At 18.0% G+C, this 18,683-nt stretch carries 14 protein-coding genes and 1 pseudogene; 9 read left to right on the forward strand and 6 right to left on the reverse strand.

The genetic code is table 11. The features are described from left to right. Positions 1–7: 7 nt before the first annotated feature. A complete protein-coding gene (lepA, locus tag BCC_RS00870; protein ID WP_011672556.1) occupies positions 8–1,798 on the reverse strand; it encodes a translation elongation factor 4 in 1,791 nt (596 codons plus the stop codon). A gap of 306 nt (positions 1,799–2,104) precedes the next feature. On the opposite strand from lepA, the gene mnmA reads away from it, so the two are divergent. The 5 genes from mnmA to lipA all read left to right on the forward strand — a co-directional run bounded on the left by mnmA (position 2,105) and on the right by lipA (position 8,089). Next, entirely contained in the window at positions 2,105–3,226 is a 1,122-nt protein-coding gene (gene mnmA / locus BCC_RS00875; protein WP_011672557.1) for a tRNA 2-thiouridine(34) synthase MnmA, read from the forward strand. A gap of 231 nt (positions 3,227–3,457) precedes the next feature. Beyond that, entirely contained in the window at positions 3,458–4,222 is a 765-nt protein-coding gene (locus BCC_RS00880) for an enoyl-ACP reductase FabI (RefSeq protein ID WP_011672558.1), read from the forward strand. A 210-nt stretch (positions 4,223–4,432) separates the two neighbouring features. Further along, positions 4,433–6,379, forward strand: a complete 1,947-nt coding sequence (locus BCC_RS00885; RefSeq protein ID WP_011672559.1) for an exoribonuclease II — start codon at positions 4,433–4,435, stop codon at positions 6,377–6,379. 83 nt (positions 6,380–6,462) lie between these two features. Further along, positions 6,463–7,080: a lipoyl(octanoyl) transferase LipB gene (gene lipB, locus BCC_RS00890; RefSeq protein ID WP_049760643.1), complete on the forward strand. Its 618-nt coding sequence runs from the start codon at positions 6,463–6,465 to the stop codon at positions 7,078–7,080. A gap of 76 nt (positions 7,081–7,156) precedes the next feature. After that, positions 7,157–8,089 (forward strand): lipoyl synthase, encoded by a 933-nt coding sequence (lipA, locus tag BCC_RS00895; RefSeq protein ID WP_011672561.1) that lies wholly within the window; start codon positions 7,157–7,159, stop codon positions 8,087–8,089. 102 nt (positions 8,090–8,191) lie between these two features. Here the strand turns inward: lipA and sppA are convergent, their stop codons facing one another. The 3 genes from sppA to BCC_RS02125 form a co-directional block, all read right to left on the reverse strand. Further along, positions 8,192–10,057 (reverse strand): signal peptide peptidase SppA, encoded by a 1,866-nt coding sequence (sppA, locus tag BCC_RS00900; RefSeq protein ID WP_011672562.1) that lies wholly within the window; start codon positions 10,055–10,057, stop codon positions 8,192–8,194. A 176-nt stretch (positions 10,058–10,233) separates the two neighbouring features. Beyond that, positions 10,234–10,662: an acyl-CoA thioester hydrolase YciA gene (gene yciA, locus BCC_RS00905; protein ID WP_011672563.1), complete on the reverse strand. Its 429-nt coding sequence runs from the start codon at positions 10,660–10,662 to the stop codon at positions 10,234–10,236. Between the two features lie 101 nt (positions 10,663–10,763). After that, positions 10,764–11,516 carry a YciC family protein gene (locus BCC_RS02125; protein WP_011672564.1) on the reverse strand — a complete coding sequence of 251 codons (753 nt, stop codon included), beginning with the start codon at positions 11,514–11,516 and terminating at the stop codon, positions 10,764–10,766. Between the two features lie 412 nt (positions 11,517–11,928). Here BCC_RS02125 and BCC_RS00915 point away from each other — a divergent pair. Next, positions 11,929–12,659, forward strand: a pseudogene (locus tag BCC_RS00915) (pseudouridine synthase). An 86-nt stretch (positions 12,660–12,745) separates the two neighbouring features. Here BCC_RS00915 and BCC_RS00920 read toward each other — a convergent pair. Continuing rightward, positions 12,746–13,567, reverse strand: a complete 822-nt coding sequence (locus tag BCC_RS00920) for an inositol monophosphatase family protein (protein WP_011672566.1) — start codon at positions 13,565–13,567, stop codon at positions 12,746–12,748. A gap of 145 nt (positions 13,568–13,712) precedes the next feature. Between BCC_RS00920 and BCC_RS00925 the strand changes: the two genes are divergently transcribed. From BCC_RS00925 to glyA, 3 genes are all read left to right on the forward strand, one after another. Then, entirely contained in the window at positions 13,713–14,792 is a 1,080-nt protein-coding gene (locus tag BCC_RS00925) for a bifunctional tRNA (adenosine(37)-C2)-methyltransferase TrmG/ribosomal RNA large subunit methyltransferase RlmN (protein WP_011672567.1), read from the forward strand. Positions 14,793–14,873: 81 nt separating this feature from the next. After that, positions 14,874–16,151 carry a histidine--tRNA ligase gene (hisS, locus tag BCC_RS00930; protein ID WP_011672568.1) on the forward strand — a complete coding sequence of 426 codons (1,278 nt, stop codon included), beginning with the start codon at positions 14,874–14,876 and terminating at the stop codon, positions 16,149–16,151. 112 nt (positions 16,152–16,263) lie between these two features. Then, positions 16,264–17,517, forward strand: a complete 1,254-nt coding sequence (gene glyA, locus BCC_RS00935; protein ID WP_011672569.1) for a serine hydroxymethyltransferase — start codon at positions 16,264–16,266, stop codon at positions 17,515–17,517. A gap of 176 nt (positions 17,518–17,693) precedes the next feature. Here glyA and BCC_RS00940 read toward each other — a convergent pair whose 3' ends face one another. Then, positions 17,694–18,680: a beta-propeller fold lactonase family protein gene (locus BCC_RS00940; RefSeq protein ID WP_011672570.1), complete on the reverse strand. Its 987-nt coding sequence runs from the start codon at positions 18,678–18,680 to the stop codon at positions 17,694–17,696. Positions 18,681–18,683 lie beyond the last annotated feature (3 nt).

Consider the following 18,683-nt stretch of genomic DNA (forward strand, 5'->3'; position numbering starts at 1 on the left):
ATATTGATTAATTTATTTTTAATATTGTAAAAAAAACTTCTTGAGGGATTTTAATATTTCCAATTATCTTCATTCTTTTTTTTCCTTTTTTTTGTTTTTGTAATAATTTTTTTTTTCGGCTAATATCACCTCCGTAACATTTAGATAATACATTTTTTCTTAATTGTGTAATATTTACTCTAGAAATAATATTATTTTCAATAGCTGCTTGAATAGGAACATGAAATTGATGTCTTGGTATTATTTTTTTTATTTTTTCAATAATCCTTTTAGCTATTTTTTGAGAATCATTTTTATGACATATATATGAAAGTGCATCAATTTTTGTAAAATTAATTAAAATATCAATTTTTACTAAATTACTTGTTTTAAATCCAATAAAATAATAATCTAACGAAGCATATCCACTAGATATAGATTTTAATTTATCAAAAAAATTTGAAATTACTTCAGATAACGGAATTTCATATATTAAAATAGTTTTTTTTTCATGATATATTAAATTTTTTTGTATACCTCTTTTTTTAATACATAACTTTATAATTTCTCCAATATATTTATTTGGAGTTAAAATATTACAACGTGCTATGGGTTCTTTAATTTTTTTAATTAAATTATTTTTTGGAAATTTTGTTGGATTATTAAAATAAATTTTTTTTTTGTTTTTTTTTAAAACAACTTCATAAACAACGGTAGGTGATGTTAAGATTATTTCTATATTATATTCTCTTTCTAAACGAGATTGAATAATCTCCATATGTAATGTTCCTAGAAATCCACATCGAAAACCAAATCCTAAAGCTTGTGAATTTTCTGGTTCATAAAATAAAGAAGAATCATTTAATTGAAGTTTATTTAAAGCATTTTTAAAATTATTATATTGATTGTTTTTTAATGGAAATAAACCCGCATAAATTTTAGGTGTAATTTTTTTAAAATGAGATAATTTTTTTTTTGAAGAATTAATAAACGTAGTAATTGTTTCACCTACTGATATTGAATAAATGTTTTTGATTCCACATATTACCCAACCTACTTCTTCGCAATATAATTTTTTTTTTTTGATTTTTTTAGGTGTAAATATTCCTAGTTGTTCAACTATATATATATTTTTTTTTCCTATTATTTTTATCTTATCTTTTATTTTTATTAATCCGTTTTTAATTCTTATTAATAATACTACACCTGAATATTTATCAAACCAAGAATCTATAACTAATGCTTGTAAAGAATTATTAATATCACCTGTAGGCGAAGGTATAACCTGAATTATTTTTTCTAATAATTCAGTTATTCCCTTACCTGTTTTTGCAGAACATAAGGCAATATTTTTTGTTGATATACCTATGATTTTTTTAATATCTCTACATACTTTTTCTGGTTGAGAATTTGGTAAATCAATTTTATTTAAAACAGGTAAAATGGATAATTTCATTTTTATAGCACTATGGCAATTTGCAACTGTTTGAGCTTGTACCCCTTTAACTGAATCAATTACTAATAAAGCACCTTCACATGCTGATAAAGATCGTGATACTTCATATGCAAAATTTACGTGTCCAGGAGTGTCAATAAAATTTAAACTATATTTTTTTCCTTTTTTAGAAATATATGAAATTGTTACACTTTGAGCTTTAATTGTAATTCCACGTTCCTTTTCTAAATCCATAGTATCTAATACTTGTTCTGACATTTCTCTTTCAGATAAACCTCCACATTTTTGTATTAATCGATCAGATAAAGTAGATTTTCCATGATCTATGTGTGCAATAATAGAAAAATTTCTTATATGTTTCATTGTGTAATTTTTTCACCATTTAATTTAATTTTAATTTAAAAAAAATTTTTTTTATAAAAAATAAATATTTTTAATATTAATATTAATATATTAATTAAGAATTTTAATATTAATATTTTTGTTATTTTAATATGAAATTTATATTTTATACATATATTTTTGATATTTATCAAATATAAAATTTTTTTTTTATTTTTGTATATAAAATATTTTATTTTAAATAATAAATTATTTTTTAGTAAAAATTCATTTTTATAAAATATATTTTTTATTTATACTAATAATAATTATAAATATTTTTAAAAAATGGTAAAAATAATGAAAAAAAAAAAAATTATTGTAGCAATGTCCGGAGGAGTAGATTCTTCTGTATCTGCTTGGTTATTATTAAAGCAAGGATATCAAGTAGAAGGTTTATTTATGAAAAATTGGGATGAAGATGATTCTAATGATTATTGTTCATCAAAAATTGATTTTAATGATGTAAAAAAAGTATGTAAAACATTAAATATACCTTTACATACAATTAATTTTTCTGAAGAATATTGGGAAAATGTATTTTTAAATTTTCTTAAAGAACATAAAAAGGGAAATACTCCAAATCCAGATATTTTATGTAATAAAATAATTAAATTTAATATATGTTTAAAATTCTCATTAAAATATTTAAAATCTGATTATTTTGCTACTGGACATTATGCTAAAATTAAAAAAACAAAAAAAAATTTTTATTTATATAGAGCACATGATAAAAAAAAAGATCAAAGTTATTTTTTATATACTTTAAAATCTAAAATTTTATCTAAAATAATTTTTCCATTAGCTTATTTTAAAAAAAAAAAAATTAGAAAAATAGCAAAAAAAATAAAATTATCTGTTTATAAAAAAAAAGATTCTACAGGAATTTGTTTTATTCAACCTAAAAAGTTCAATTCTTTTTTAAAACAATATATTCCTCAAAAAATTGGAAAAATTTTAACTATGTCTAAAGAATTTTTAGGATTACATTTAGGTTATGAATTTTATACTATTGGTCAAAGAAAAGGATTAAATATTGGAGGAAAAAAAAAAAAAAAAAATGCTTATCCTTGGTATGTAGTAAAAAAAGATATTTATTTAAATATTATTTTTGTAGTACAAGGATTAAGAAATCCTTATTTATTATCTTATGGATTTTTAACAAAAAAAATTCATTATATAAATGATAATATTTTTTATTTTAAAAAAAAATGTGTTGTACAAATAAAATACAGACAAGAACCAATTATTTGTGAATTTTTTAAGATTTCTAAGAAAAATAATTATATAAAAGTAATTTTTAAAAAACCTATTTTATATGTTACTCCGGGTCAATCTGCAGTTTTTTATTTAAAAAATAAATGTTTAGGAGGATCAATCATAAAAAAAAATATACCTTATTTACCATAAGATTTTTATATTATATAATAACAAAATATATTTTTAATATTTTTAAATAAAAATTTAGTTTAATTTAAAAGACTATTTTTAACATTTATTAAATTTAAATACACTAATTATTATTATAAAATAATTATAAATTTAATATTTTTTAAAATTTTTTATTTATATTAGAAATATTTTTTTAGTTTTAATATATTATTTTTTTAAAAAAATAATATTTTATAGGTTAATTTGTTTATGGCTTTTTTAAAAAAAAAAAAAATTTTAATTTTTGGTATAAAAAATCATTTTTCTATTGCCTGGGGAATAGCACTAGCAATGTATAAACAAAATGCTAAATTAGCATTTGTATATCACAGTAAAAAATCAAAAAAAAATATTAAAATTTTAGCAAAAAAAGTAAAATCTAAAATTATTTTATATTGTGATATTAATTCAGACGATTCAATACAAACATTATTTAAAATTTTATTTAAAAAATGGGGTATGTTTGATGGAATTGTACATTCAATAGCAAATATTTCTAAAATTCAATTAACTAATGATTATATTAAAGTAATTAATCGTTTAGATTTTTTATATGCTCATGAAGTTAATTCTTTTAGTTTAGTAGCAATTATAAAAGCTTCTAAAAATATTTTAAATAAAAATTCTTCTATTTTAACTTTATCATATATAGGTGCTATAAAATATATCCCTTATTATAATATTATGGGTATTCCTAAAGCATCGTTAGAATCTAATGTACGATATTTAGCAGTTTCTTTAGGAAAGAAAAATATTAAGATCAATGCTATTTCTTCTGGTCCTATTAAAACAGTATCATCATATGGTATCAAAAATTTTAGCAAAATTTTTGATATTTCTAAAAATAATTCTTTATTTAATAAAAATGTTACTATTAAAGAAATTGGAAATGTAGCAGCATTTTTGTGCTCAAATTTATCACTTGGAATTACAGGACAAGTAATATATGTAGATTATGGGTTAAATATTATTTAAATAATATTTAATACATTTCATATATATTAAATAAGTAATAAATATATTACTATGATAATTATTATTATTAATTATAATTATATTTTTTTATATTTTTAAAAAAACTAATAAAAATATATTTTTATATATAAATATTTTATATATCATTTTTTTCTAAAAGTAAAAAATTATTTTTCTTTAAAAATCATACTAAAATTAGGTTATCATATTATGTTTTATAATAATCCTTTACTTATAAAATTAAAAAATAAATTATATAAAAAAAAAAAAATAGAAGGAATAGTTAAAAGTACTACAAAAGGATTTGGATTTTTAGAAGTCGATTCTAAAAAAACATATTTTATTCCTTCAAAAAATATGAAGAAAGTTATTCATGGAGACCGTATTATAGGTCTAATTAAATTAGAAAATAACAAAGAAATAGTATATCCAAAAATATTAATTGAACCCTTTTTAAAAAAATTTATTGGATCAATATTAAAAAAAAATAATATTATATATATACAAGCAAATTATCCGTATATTAAAGATTTAATTTTTTATCGATATAAAACATCAGTTTTCAGATCTTGGAAAAATGGAGATTGGGTAATAGCAGAATTAGATACACATAGTTTACGAGATAATAATCATTTTAGTATTAATATACTAAAATTTATTTCTGAAAAAAATGATCCATTAACTCCATGGAATGTAATTTTATCAAAATATAATTTAGAAAAAAAATCTCCAAAAATTAATTTTAATTATATATTAAATAATAATAATTTAAAAGATAAACGAATAGATTTAACATATTTAGATTTTATTACTATTGATAATAGTAATACGCAAGATATTGATGATGCTCTTTTTGTAAAGAAAACAAAAAAAAATAAATTAACATTAATTGTTGCTATCGCAGATCCAACTGAATATATATTAATTAATACTAAAGTTGACGATATAGCAAAAAAAAGAGTTTTTACAAATTATTTACCTGGCTTTAATATATCTATGTTACCTAAAGAATTTTCTGAAGATCTTTGTTCATTAAAACCACATGTAAAGCGACCTGTATTAGCATGTAAGATAATCATTGATAATGAAGGAAAAATTTTAATGAAAAAAACAAAATTTTTTTTAGCATGGATTGAATCAAAAGGTAAATTATCGTATCAAAATGTATCAAATTGGTTAGAAAAATTAGGAAATTGGCAACCAGATAACAAAAAAATTAAAAAACAAATTTTATTACTATATAAAATGTATAAAATTAGAAATATGTGGAGAAAAAAAAATGCATTAATATTTCCAGATAATATTGAATATAAATTTCATTTATCAAAAACATGGGAAATTTTAAATATTTCAGTAGAAAAAAGAAGTATTGCACATAAAATTGTTGAAGAGTCTATGATTTCAGCTAATATTTGTGCTGCTAGTTTCTTAAAAAAAAAATTAGGTTTTGGATTATATAATTCACATTCTGGTTTTGATACTTTTAACGCAAAAAATGCTATTAATTTTTTAAAAAAATATAATATTATTTTTACTTTAGAAGAAATTATGACATTATCTGGATTTTGTAAATTAAAACGAAAATTAAATAAATTATCTAATAAATATATTAATTATAGAATTCAAAAATTTCAGTCTTTTGGAGAAATAAGTTTAATACCTAAACCACATTTTTCTCTTGGACTTCCATATTATGCTACTTGGACATCTCCAATTAGAAAATATAGTGATATGATTAATCATAGATTAATTAAATCTATAATTATAGGAAAAAAAAAAATTTCTCCTCCTGATACAAATATTATTCCTCAAATAATACATCGTAAATATAAAATTCGTATGGCTTTAAAAGAAATAGAGGAATGGTTATATTTTAAATACTATAATAAAAAAAAAAGTGACAAAAAAAAATATCAAGCTAATATTATTGATATTTCTAAAGGAGGAATTAAAGCTCGTTTATTGAAAACTGGTGCTTATATTTTTATTCCAGTTACTTATATTCATAAAATTCGTCATGAATTAAATCTTAATTCTGAAAAAGGAATAATATATATAAAAAATAAGATTTATTATAAAGTATCTGATATTATTATAGTATCTTTGTTAAAGATAAATAATGGTAATAAAAAAATTATAGCAACTATGATAAATTAACATTTTATTAAAAATTTTTTATCTAATTAAATATTAAATTTAATAAATAATTATTTTTATTAATTTATTCAATAAATATATAAATTTTTAAAATGAATATTATAATTCGAAATTTAGGTATATGTAACTGGTTAGGTATAGAAGAAAAAATGATAAAATTTACTAAGAATAGAAGCTTTAATACTTCTGATGAATTATGGTGTTTAGAACATTATCCAGTTTTTACTTATGGAGTATTAGAAAAAAAAAAATATGCACCATTTATACATAAAATACCAGTATTTAAATCAAATAGAGGAGGAAAAATTACATTTCATGGACCAGGACAATTAATTATTTATTTATTAATTGATTTGCGAAGAAAAAAAATTAAATTTTATGAATTAGTAAATAGAATAGAAATATTAATTATACATATATTAAAAATTTTAAAAATATCATCCTATACAAAAAAAAAACATCCTGGAATTTATGTTAAAAAAAAAAAAATTTGTTCGTTAGGTTTTCGAATAATTAATGGTTGTTCACTACATGGTATTTCTTTAAATGTAAATATGGACTTAAAACCATTTAATTTTATTTCTCCTTGTGGAAATAAAAAAATAAAGATGACTCAAATCAAAAATTTTAAAAAAAATATCACAATAAAAAATGTTCAAGAAATTTTTATAAAAAATTTTTATATTTTATTTAATTATTAAATTATAAAAACAATTATATATTTAAAAAATATATAATTAATTTTAATAATAAAATATAAATTAGAGAAAAATTATAATGTTAAAAGAAAAAAAAGATAAAGAAAAAAATATATACATGATACCAAAAATTTTAAAATCTAGTAAATCGAAATCAATTTTAAAAAAACCAAAATGGTTAAAAATTAAACTTCCTTCTAATTTAAAAAAAATTAACAAGATAAAAAAAATATTAAAAAAAAATTTTTTACATTCTGTCTGTGAGGAAGCCAATTGTCCAAATTTGCCTGAATGTTTTAATAATGGTACAGCAACATTTATGATTTTAGGATCTATATGTACTCGTAAATGTCCTTTTTGCGCTGTTACTAAAGGAAGGGCTCAAAAAATAGATAAAAATGAACCAAAAAAAATACTTGATATTGTTATTAAATTAAAATTAACATATGTTGTTTTAACATCAGTAGCAAGAGATGATTTAAAAGATGGCGGAGCTAAACATTTTTCTAAGTGTATTTATGAAATTCGTAAAAAAAAAAATATAAAAGTAGAAATTTTAGTTCCAGATTTTAGAGGAAAAGAAAAAATAGCATTAAAAATATTTAATAAATTTCCTCCAGATATATTTAATCATAATATTGAAAATGTTCCTAGACTTTATTCTTTAATTAGACCTGGAGCAGATTATATTAAATCTTTAAATTTATTATATCAATTTAAAAAAATTTGCCCGAATATACCAACAAAATCCGGTTTAATGTTGGGTTTAGGTGAAAAAAAAAAAGAAATTATATCAGTGTTAAAAGATTTAAAATCTGTAGGTGTATCAATTGTTACTATCGGTCAATATTTGCAACCAAGTAAAAATCATTTATTAGTTCAAAAATATATTACACCTAAAGAATTTAAAAATTTTGAATATATAGCTTTATCTTTAGGATTTTCTAAAGTTTTCTGTGGTCCTCTTGTTCGTTCTTCTTATCACGCTGATAGACAATATTTATCTTTTTAAAATTTTTATTAAAAAAAACATATTGATATAAACAAAAAATATATAAGAACACCAAAAAATATTATTAATTTTTTGTTGGTGTTTTATGTATTTTAATTATTTTTATTTAAAAACAAAATTCTCTAAACAAAGAGAAAATATTTTTTTAGAAAAAATTATTTTATAAAAAAGATATAAATTATCTTGTTCAAATAAATTTTTATTTATAAAAAATCTTTTAATAAGCATGTTCAAAATATTTTTTTGTTTAATATTTATTGAATTATTCATGTTACTTGTAACATTTGCTGTTGATTTTTTTTCTAATTTAGACCAGATAACACAATAATTTTTAATATTTGCTAATTGAGCAGCTTTTTTAATTGCATGATCCAAATCTCCTATTTCATCTACTAATCCTATTTTTTGAGCTTGATAACCTGTCCAGACTCTTCCTTGTGAAATACTATGTGTTTTTTTATATGATAATTTTCGAGATTGTGCTACTATTGTAATAAATTTTTTATATTCTCTAATAATATTATCACCAATACTTTTTTTACTTTGTTCAGATAATTCATGAAAAATACTGAAATCTTCATAATATTTTGTTTTTATTTGATATTGTTTAATTCCTATAGTTGATAATATTTTTTCAATTGTAGGTATTACAGCAAATATTCCAATAGATCCAGTTAATGTAGTATCATGAGCAATTATATAATCTCCTGCTGTTGATATCCAATATCCTCCAGAGGCACATACATCACCCATAGAAATAATCAATGGTTTATTACATTTATGTAATTCTAATAATTTTTTTCTTATAATTTCTGAATATTTAACAGTTCCACCTGGACTATTTATACGTAATATTACAGCTTTAACGCTAGAATCATTTTTTGCTTCATCAATTTCATTTAATAAATTTTCAATATTTAAATTAGCGGATCTCTTACAATTATTTTCAATAATTCCATTAGAAATTATAACTTTGATTTTATTCGAATTTAAAGTTATTTTCTTTTTATTAATATAATAATTATTTATATTAATAAAATTATAATTATAATTTTTATCTTTATTTTTAAAAAAATTATTTAAATATTTTTTAATACTATTTTTTTTAAGAATTTTATCTACTAAATTGTGATATAAGGCATATTTTGTATAATTATTATTTTTTTTTTTAAAAAATTTTGTAAAAATATTAGGATTAGGACATATTTCTGTTAGAACAGTATTTCTATTACTAGCAATTTTTTGTAAATATTTTTTCCATTTAAAACGAATGATTAATTGATCAATTTTCTTATTTATTTTAGAAGGAGAATTTCTTAAAACAGATTCTACAGCATTTTTATATTTTCCGATTCTAAAAACATGTAAATGAATTTTTAATGTATCTATAATTTTTTTCAAAAATATTTTGGTATTTGCAATACCATTAATATGTACAGAACCATCGGGTAATAAAAAAATTTTATTTGAAAAACTAGCTAAATAATATCCGCTTTGTGAATAATTTTTACCTATTGATATAATTGGTTTGTTGGATTGTTTAAATTCATATAATTTTTTTCCAAAATATTCTAATATAACTTGATTACTAGTAAATGAATCTGAAAAATTTAATTGTATTCCTTTTATTTTAGGGTCTTCTTTAGCCTGTTCAATTTTTTTAGTAATTTCATAAACAGAAGAATTATTACTCCAATTAAAAAAATTTAAAAAATAATTATGATGTTTATATAAAGATATATTTCTAATTGGTTCTTCTTTGAGAGTCTGATTTAAATCAATAACTAGAATTCCTGATTTATTGTTTTTTGAAAAAAATATATTTTTTTTTTTAATTTCATATATTAAAAGAACAAAAATACTTAAAAATAATAATATAAAAATATTTAAAAATATTTTTTTTATTAAATTATATGTTATTGATATAAATTTAAATATTTTTAATATTATTAAAAAAAAAATTTTCATATTGATATTAACCCTTTTTAATTTGCTTTTTATAATATTTATTAATTTTTTTTATAAAAAATTTTATAAATATTTTATTATATTTTAATATTAAAATTATATTTTTATTAATTTTTATTAATTAATACATTTTTAATATTTATTGAATAATATTTCATAATTATTAAATATTTTTTTTATTTTAATTTTGATTTTTTATTTTTAATAGAAAACATTCTTGGTTTGCCATATTTGTCAATAGCAACATAAATAAATGTTGCTGTTGTAGAACAGTATGAAATTCCAAATAATTTTGAATGTATTTTTTTAATCCAAATTTCTATTTTTGTTGTAATAGAAGTATTTCCTATTTTTTTACATTTAGCATAACAAAAAACTAAATCTCCAGCAGAAATAGGTTTTAAAAAATTTATATTTTTAACACATACTGTCGATACTCTTCCTTTTGAAATTTCTTTAGCTAAAATTCCTCCTGCAATATCCATTTTTGACATAATCCATCCTCCGAAAATATTTCCATTTATATTTTTATGTAACGGCATTGCAATAGTTTTTAACATTAAATTTTTATTACTTACCATATCTGTATCTTGATTTTTTGACATTTTTATTCACTAATTTGGTCATAAAAATATTTTTTAAATATTTTAATTTATAAATAAATCTTATATAAAAAATATTTATTTAAATTCATTTATATTTTATTTTACAAAATATTATTTATTTTTACAAACATATAAAATCTAAATAAACATATAATTAAAAAAGAAAAAATTATATTATTACATATATTTAAAAATATAATATTTTTATATATTGAAAATATAAGTATTTTTTTAAAAAAAATCATAATTAAATATTTTAGTATAAACCATATTAAAATAATTGGAATAATAATTAATTTATATTTTTTAATTATTAATATACTATCTTTAAATGCAATAAAAATATTTTTTTTTTCTGTTAAAAAAATTATAGGAGTAAAAGAAAACAAAATATATGATAATATTTCAGAAATTTTAAAGTTATAAAAATTATTTTTTATTGAAAAAAATTGAAAAAAAATTATTAAAAATAAAAATAATAAAATTTGTAAAATTTTAGTAAGAATAATATATAAATTTTTTTTTATGGAAAATGAAATAGATTGTATTAAATAAATAGTAAATATATATAAAAAAAAAATAGAAATTAAAAAACTAATTATTTTTATACTTTTTATGTAAAAAATAATATTTTTTTGATTATTATTCATACTGTTAATTATATTTAAATAAGATAATTTTTTAAAATAATTAATATTATATAAAATTAATAATTTTTTTTTTTTTATGTTAAAAAAAATTAATATGATGAAATTTATTAATGTACTAAAAATAGATAGTAATAAAATATTTATTTTATTATTTTTTAAAAATCTATAGGCATCATAAATTATAGTATATATTTCAAAAATCATGTATTTCCCTTATATAAATTTTTAATTTTTACTTTAAATTAATTATTAATTATTTTTTATGAAATATTATTAAATATTATTATTAATAAATTTTTTAGCATCAAAAAATTTATAAAATTTATAATATATTTTTATTTAATATATAAAAATTTAATAATTTTATTTTAAAATTAGTATTTAAAATAGCTTATTACAAGAAATATTTATTTTTAAAAAATATTATTTTTTATAAAATTAAGATATTATAATAATTTTTATTATAAAAAACATCTATATATTATATATTTTATTAATAAATTTTAAATTTCTGTTATTTATGATATATTTTTTATTATTTGAAAAATTTTTTAATATCTATTATGATATAATTTTTATTTATATAAATAATAAAAATAAGAAATAGGTATTTAATATGGCAGAGAAAATTCAAAAAATATTATCAAATTGTGGTGTAGATTCACGTCGTAATATTGAAAAACATATTTTAAATAAATCATTAAAAATAAATGGAAAAATTGTACATATAGGGGAAAGATTTTTAAAAAAAAATATTAAATCGATATTTTTAAAAAAAAAAAAATTTTTATAAAAAATGAAAAAACAAAAATACTTATATATCATAAGCCAGTTGGAGAAATATGTACTAAAAAAGATCAATATAATAGAATTACAGTTTTTAAAAAATTACCAAAATTATTTTTTTCAAAATGGATTAGTATTGGTAGATTAGATATTAATACATCAGGTTTATTATTATTTACTAATTTTGGAGAATTAGCACATAGATTAATGCATCCTAGTTATAGAATAAAAAGAGAATATCTTGTTTGTGTTCTTGGAAAAATTTTAAAAAAAAAAATACTTTTACTAAAAAAAGGAATTTTGATTAATAATTCTATTTCTAAATTTCACGAAATTATTTTTTTAAAAAAAAAAAAAAAAAATCAATGGTTTAAGGTATCTTTGTTTCAAGGAAAAAATAGAGAAGTTCGTTTATTATGGAATGCTATTAATATCAAAGTTAATCGATTAATTCGAATTAAATTTGGAATAATAACATTACCTAAATTTTTGAAATCTGGTTGTTTTTTTGAATTATCTTATCAAAAAACAAAAAATATATTAAGTTTAGTAAATTTATAAATAAAAAATTTTTAAAATTTCTATAAAAATAATTTTTTTTTTATTTACTAATTTAATAAAATCAATTAATAAAATTACTATTATTATTAATTTTTATAAAACAATTTTTTTTTATAAATTTTGCTTAAAAAACGTGTTTTTTTTAATATAAATTTTAATATATTTGAATAACCTACACATATAGTTTTATTTTTAATATAATTATGTCCACCTAAAATATCTGTTATAAGAGCTCCAGATTCTTTTATCTGTAATTCCCCGAAAAAAAAATTTGATTTTTTTTCATTAAAACTAACATATGCATTAATTTTTCCAGAAGATAAATATGCTAAATCTAATATTGAACAACCAGATTGTCTTATTGAAATTTTTTCCTTTAATAATTGTTGCATTAATGAAATATATAAATTGATATTTTTTTCATGTTTATTTTTATAATACAATGTTATAATTGTATTATAAATATTTTTATTATATTTGTAACATCTAGTTCTAAAACCATTTAATTGAGCTCCTTGACCTTTAATTGCAGTAAATAAATCATTTTTTATTGGATCATAAATAACTGATATATATGTTTGATTTTTTTCTTGTATAATAATAGATAAACAAAAATGAGGAATTTTTTGAATAAAATTTTTTTTTCCATTTAATGTATTAATTATCCAAATATTTTTGTTTGTTTGGATTTTTTCTTTAGAATCTATATTTAAAATATAATGTCTAGGGTATGATTGTTTAATCAAATTATTTATAATAGAAAAAGTTTTTCTTTTTATTCTTTTAATATACTTAAAATTTTTTTTTTTTTCTATATCACAAGAAATATTTTTTAAATCATAATTTTGTGCAATAATTTTTCCACCTGCTCTAATAGCTCTAATAGCAATATTTAATATAGGATTCATATAAAAATACTCTCTTGTTATGTTAATATTTACTGTTATAAGATAATTTTTATAAATAAAAGTTTACCTTTATTTTAAAAGATAAATTTTATATCTATTTTTATAAAACTATTTCTAAAGATAATTATATATATTGGAAATAAATATGTGTAAAAAAAATATTTTATCAAATATTAAAAAAAAAAAAATTAATTTATTAAATTTTAATTTAAAAAAAATGATAAATTTTTTTATAAAAATAGGAGAAAAAAAATTTCGAGCTATTCAAATCACTGATTGGATTTACAAAAAACAAAATATAAAATTTGATCAAATGAGTAATTTAAATTTTTTTTTAAAAAAAAAATTAAATAATATAGCTGTTATTAAAATTCCAAAATGTATAAAAAAAATAAAATCGATAGATGGCACTATTAAATGGAAATTTTTATGTAATAAAGAATTTATTGAAACTATATATATTCCAGAAAAAAAACGTGCTACTTTGTGTATTTCTTCACAAGTAGGATGTCAATTAAAATGTAATTTTTGCGCTACTGGTCAATTAGGATATAAAAGAAATTTATTGGTTTCAGAAATTATTGGTCAAATTTGGTATGTTATAAATAAAATAAAAAAATATAATAGCAAAAAAAAAAATTTTCCTCCTATTAAAAATATTGTTATGATGGGTATGGGAGAACCGTTATTAAATTTAAAAAATATAATAATAGCAATAGATATTATATTAGGAAATTATGGTTTTAATTTTTCTAAAAATAAAGTAACTTTATCGACTTCTGGTATTGTTCCCGCTATTAATAAAATAGCTGGAAAAATTGATATTTCTTTAGCAGTTTCTTTACATGCATCTAATAATACTATACGTAATAAAATTATGCCAATAAATAAAATTTATAATATTCAATTATTATTAGAATCTATAAAAAATTATTTAAAAAAATCTTCTGCAAATAAAGGAATAGTAACTATAGAATATGTTATGTTATCAAAAATTAATGATTTTCAACATCATGCAATTGAATTATCAAATTTATTAAAAAATATACCATGTAAAATTAATTTAATTCCATGGAATCCTATTAAAAATTCTTCTTATATTTGTAGTAGTAGTAAAAATATTATAAATTTTGCTAATTTTTTAAGAAAAAAAGGTTTTATTGTGATTATTAGAAAAAATAGAGGTTCTGATATTCAAGCAGCATGTGGGCAATTAATAGCTTAATATTATTTTAAATAAGTAATATTTATTTATAAATATTAAGTACACAAATAATAATAGTATTAATATAGGAAATTATAAAATATGAATGTGTCATATCGATCAATTCGCGGAATGCACGATCTTTTTTTTTTAGATACTTACGAATTAAATCGAATAGAAGTAATAATTAAAAATATAGTACATTCCTATGCATTTTCAGAAATTAGATTACCAATAGTTGAAGAAACAAGATTATTTACTAAAGCTATTGGAAATGATACTGATATTATTAATAAAGAAATGTATAATTTTTATGATAAAAAAAAAAAAAAAATTTCTTTACGACCAGAAGGAACAGTAGGTTGTATTCGTGCATGTATACAAAATAACATTTTTTATCAATCTCAAATTCAAAAATTTTGGTATCACGGTCCCATGTTTCGTTATGAACGACCTCAAAAAGGACGTTTTAGACAATTTCATCAATTTGGAATAGAATTATTCGGCTCAAAAAATATAATTTCTGATTATGAACTTATTATATTAACAATAAATATTTGGAAAAAATTAAATATATTAAAATATTTAACTTTAGAAATAAATTCAATTGGTTCTATAGAAGATAGAGTAAAATACTCTTTGGATTTAAATAGTTTTTTAAAAAAAAATATACATAAAATAAAAAAAAATAAAAAAAAAATATTATTAAATAATTCTATTAGATTATTAGATAATAAGGATATTTATATAAAAAAACTATTAAAATCTGCTCCAATATTAAAAAATTATTTAAATTTACAATCATGTATTCGTTTTAAAAAACTATGTAATTTATTACATTATTTTAAAATAAAATTTATTATAAATAAAAAACTAGTTAGAGGATTAGATTATTATAATGATACAGTATTTGAATGGAAATCTAATCTTTTAGGATCAAAAAATACTATTTGTGCAGGCGGTCGTTATGATCATTTAGTAAAATTTTTAGGAGGAAAAGACAATCCAGCAATTGGTGTAGCTATAGGAATGGATAGATTATTACTTTTAATAAAATCTATTTATTTAAATAAATATAATTTTTTTCTTATAGATGTTAATATTATTTTTTTAGAATCAATATATTTAAAATTAGCTATAAAAATATCAGAAGAATTGCGTGTTCTTTGGCCTGTTTTAAAAATTAATACATGTTTAAATATTATTAAAAAAAAAAATTTTTTTAAATATTCTAAAACATCAAAATCAAAATATTTATTAATTTTATCATCTACATTTTTAAAAAATAATAAAATTCATTTAATAAATATTTCAAAAAAAGAAAAAAAAACAATAAATTTTACTAGAATTTTTCAAAATCCGTGTATTTTTAATCATTAATTATGATATATAGTTATTTTTATATTTTTAAAAATTTTAATATTATTAAATAAATATATATTAAATAATATAAATTTATTATCATTTTTAAAATAAATATAAGAAAATTCTTATGATAAACACAAATTTAAAAAATTATGATCCAAAAATTTGGAAACTAATTATAAAAGAAAAAAAAAGGCAAGAATCATATATTAATTTAATTGCATCAGAAAATTATGTTAGTTCTTCTATTCTTGAAGCTCAGGGATCATGTTTAACAAATAAGTATGCTGAGGGATATATTGGAAATCGTTTCTATAACGGATGTAATATCATTGATAAAATTGAAAAAATTGCAATTAAAAGAGCTAAAAAATTATTTAATGTTGAATATGTAAACGTTCAACCTCATTCAGGATCACAAGCTAATTTTTCGGTATTTAATGCTTTATTAAAACCTAATGATATAATTTTAGGAATGAACTTAAATCATGGAGGACATTTAACTCATGGATCAACAGTAAATTTTTCAGGAAAACTATATAAATCATTTTCTTACGGAGTAAATAAATGTGGTGAAATTGATTATGACGCATTAAAATATTTATCACATTTGCATCGTCCTAAAATGATTATTGGAGGATTCTCTGCTTATTCAGGAATTTGTGATTGGAAATATATGAGAAAAATAGCAGATGAAATTAATGCATATTTTTTTGTTGATATTTCACATATTGTAGGTTTAATTGTTGCAGGTATTTATCCTAATCCATTAAAATATGCACATGTTGTAAGTACTACAACACATAAAACTTTAGGAGGTCCAAGAGGGGGTTTAATTATTTCAAATTGTGGTAATAAAAAAATTTATTCTAAATTAGATTCATCAGTATTTCCTGGAAGCCAAGGTGGACCTTTAATGCATGTTATTGCTGCTAAAGCAATTTCTTTTAAAGAAGCTTTAGAACCAAAATTTTTTTTATTACAAAAAAATATTTTATTTTTTTCTAAAAAAATGGTTAAAATATTTTTAAAAAGAAATTTTTCTGTTATTTCTGGAAAAACTAATAATCATTTATTTTTAATCGATTTGTCTGAAAAAAAAATTTCGGGTAAAGAGGCTAGTAATATTTTAGCTTTAGCACGAATTATAGTAAATAAAAATACCATTCCTAATGATTCTCAAAGTCCGTATATTACTTCAGGTATTCGTATTGGTACTCCTGCTATAGTTAAACGAGGCATAAGTATTAAGTATGTTATTAAAATTACTAATTGGATTTGTGATATCTTAAATGAACCTAATAATTTAATAAAAATAAAAAAAATTAGTAAAAAGATAAAAAAAATTTGTTATAAATATCCCATATATAACAAGATTTAAAAATTTAAATATTTAATTTATATTAAAAATTTTTATTCATATAAATATAAATTTTATATATATATTATACTATAAAAAATTTTATTTATATTTTTTATTTAAAATAAATAATTATGTTACATGGTTTTTGTAACATAATTATTGTTATTTTAATTTAAAATTTTTTATAAAAAACATTATTCTATTAAAATCCATAATGGATTTTTTCCGATTAATTGTTTTTTTTTAAATATTAAATATCCATTTTTAATTGCATAAATTGTCATAGAATTTGATAATTCTCCTAAAACTATTAAGATTTTTCCATCTTTACTAATATTAAATGATCGTGGTTGTATTTCCGTTTTATAAGATTTTATGTAAGATAGATGTCCAGTATTTTTATTAATAATAAAGAATGTAATAATATTATTAGATCGATCGCAAGCATATAAATATTTTTCGTTAGGATGTATATGAATTTCAGAAGACCAGGGAATATTTGTATATTTTTTTGGTATTAAGGAAATTGATTGTTGTAGAATGAGTAAATATGAAGAATTATTAATATTCCATACATCAATTGTTCCATTTAATTCATTAATAGAATATAAATAATTTTTAATAGGATGAAATATAATATGTCTAGGACCGCTATTCTTAGTAGTATAAATAATATTTTTTAAAAATAAATATATTTTATTTTTTATATTTTTAATTTTATATATATAGATTTTATCTTCTTTTAATGCAGTAATATAAATTAATTTATATTTATAAAATATTTTAATAGAATGACATCCTATAATTTTTTTAAAAATATAAATTTTTTTTTTAATTAATCCATTTTTATTTAAAATAAATACAATAAATCCATTTCCATGATAAGAAGCACAAAATAATATTTTTTTTTTTTTATATAATGTAATATAATTTGGTGTATTAAATATATTTATTTCATTTTTTTTTTTAAAAATATTATTATTAGATAATTTATATGTAATTATTTTATTTGGATTTTTTATCCCTATATATAATAATTTTTTATTTTTATTAAATTTTAAGGGTTGTGGTGTACCTTTTACTGAAATAATTTGTTTTTTTAATAAAGAATAATTTTTTTTTAAAATCCAATACTCTACTTCTTTACTATTAGAACATGAAATAAGAATTTTTTTTTTCATATC

The organism is Buchnera aphidicola BCc (genome assembly GCF_000090965.1).
GTDB lineage: Bacteria > Pseudomonadota > Gammaproteobacteria > Enterobacterales > Enterobacteriaceae > Buchnera_F > Buchnera_F aphidicola_F.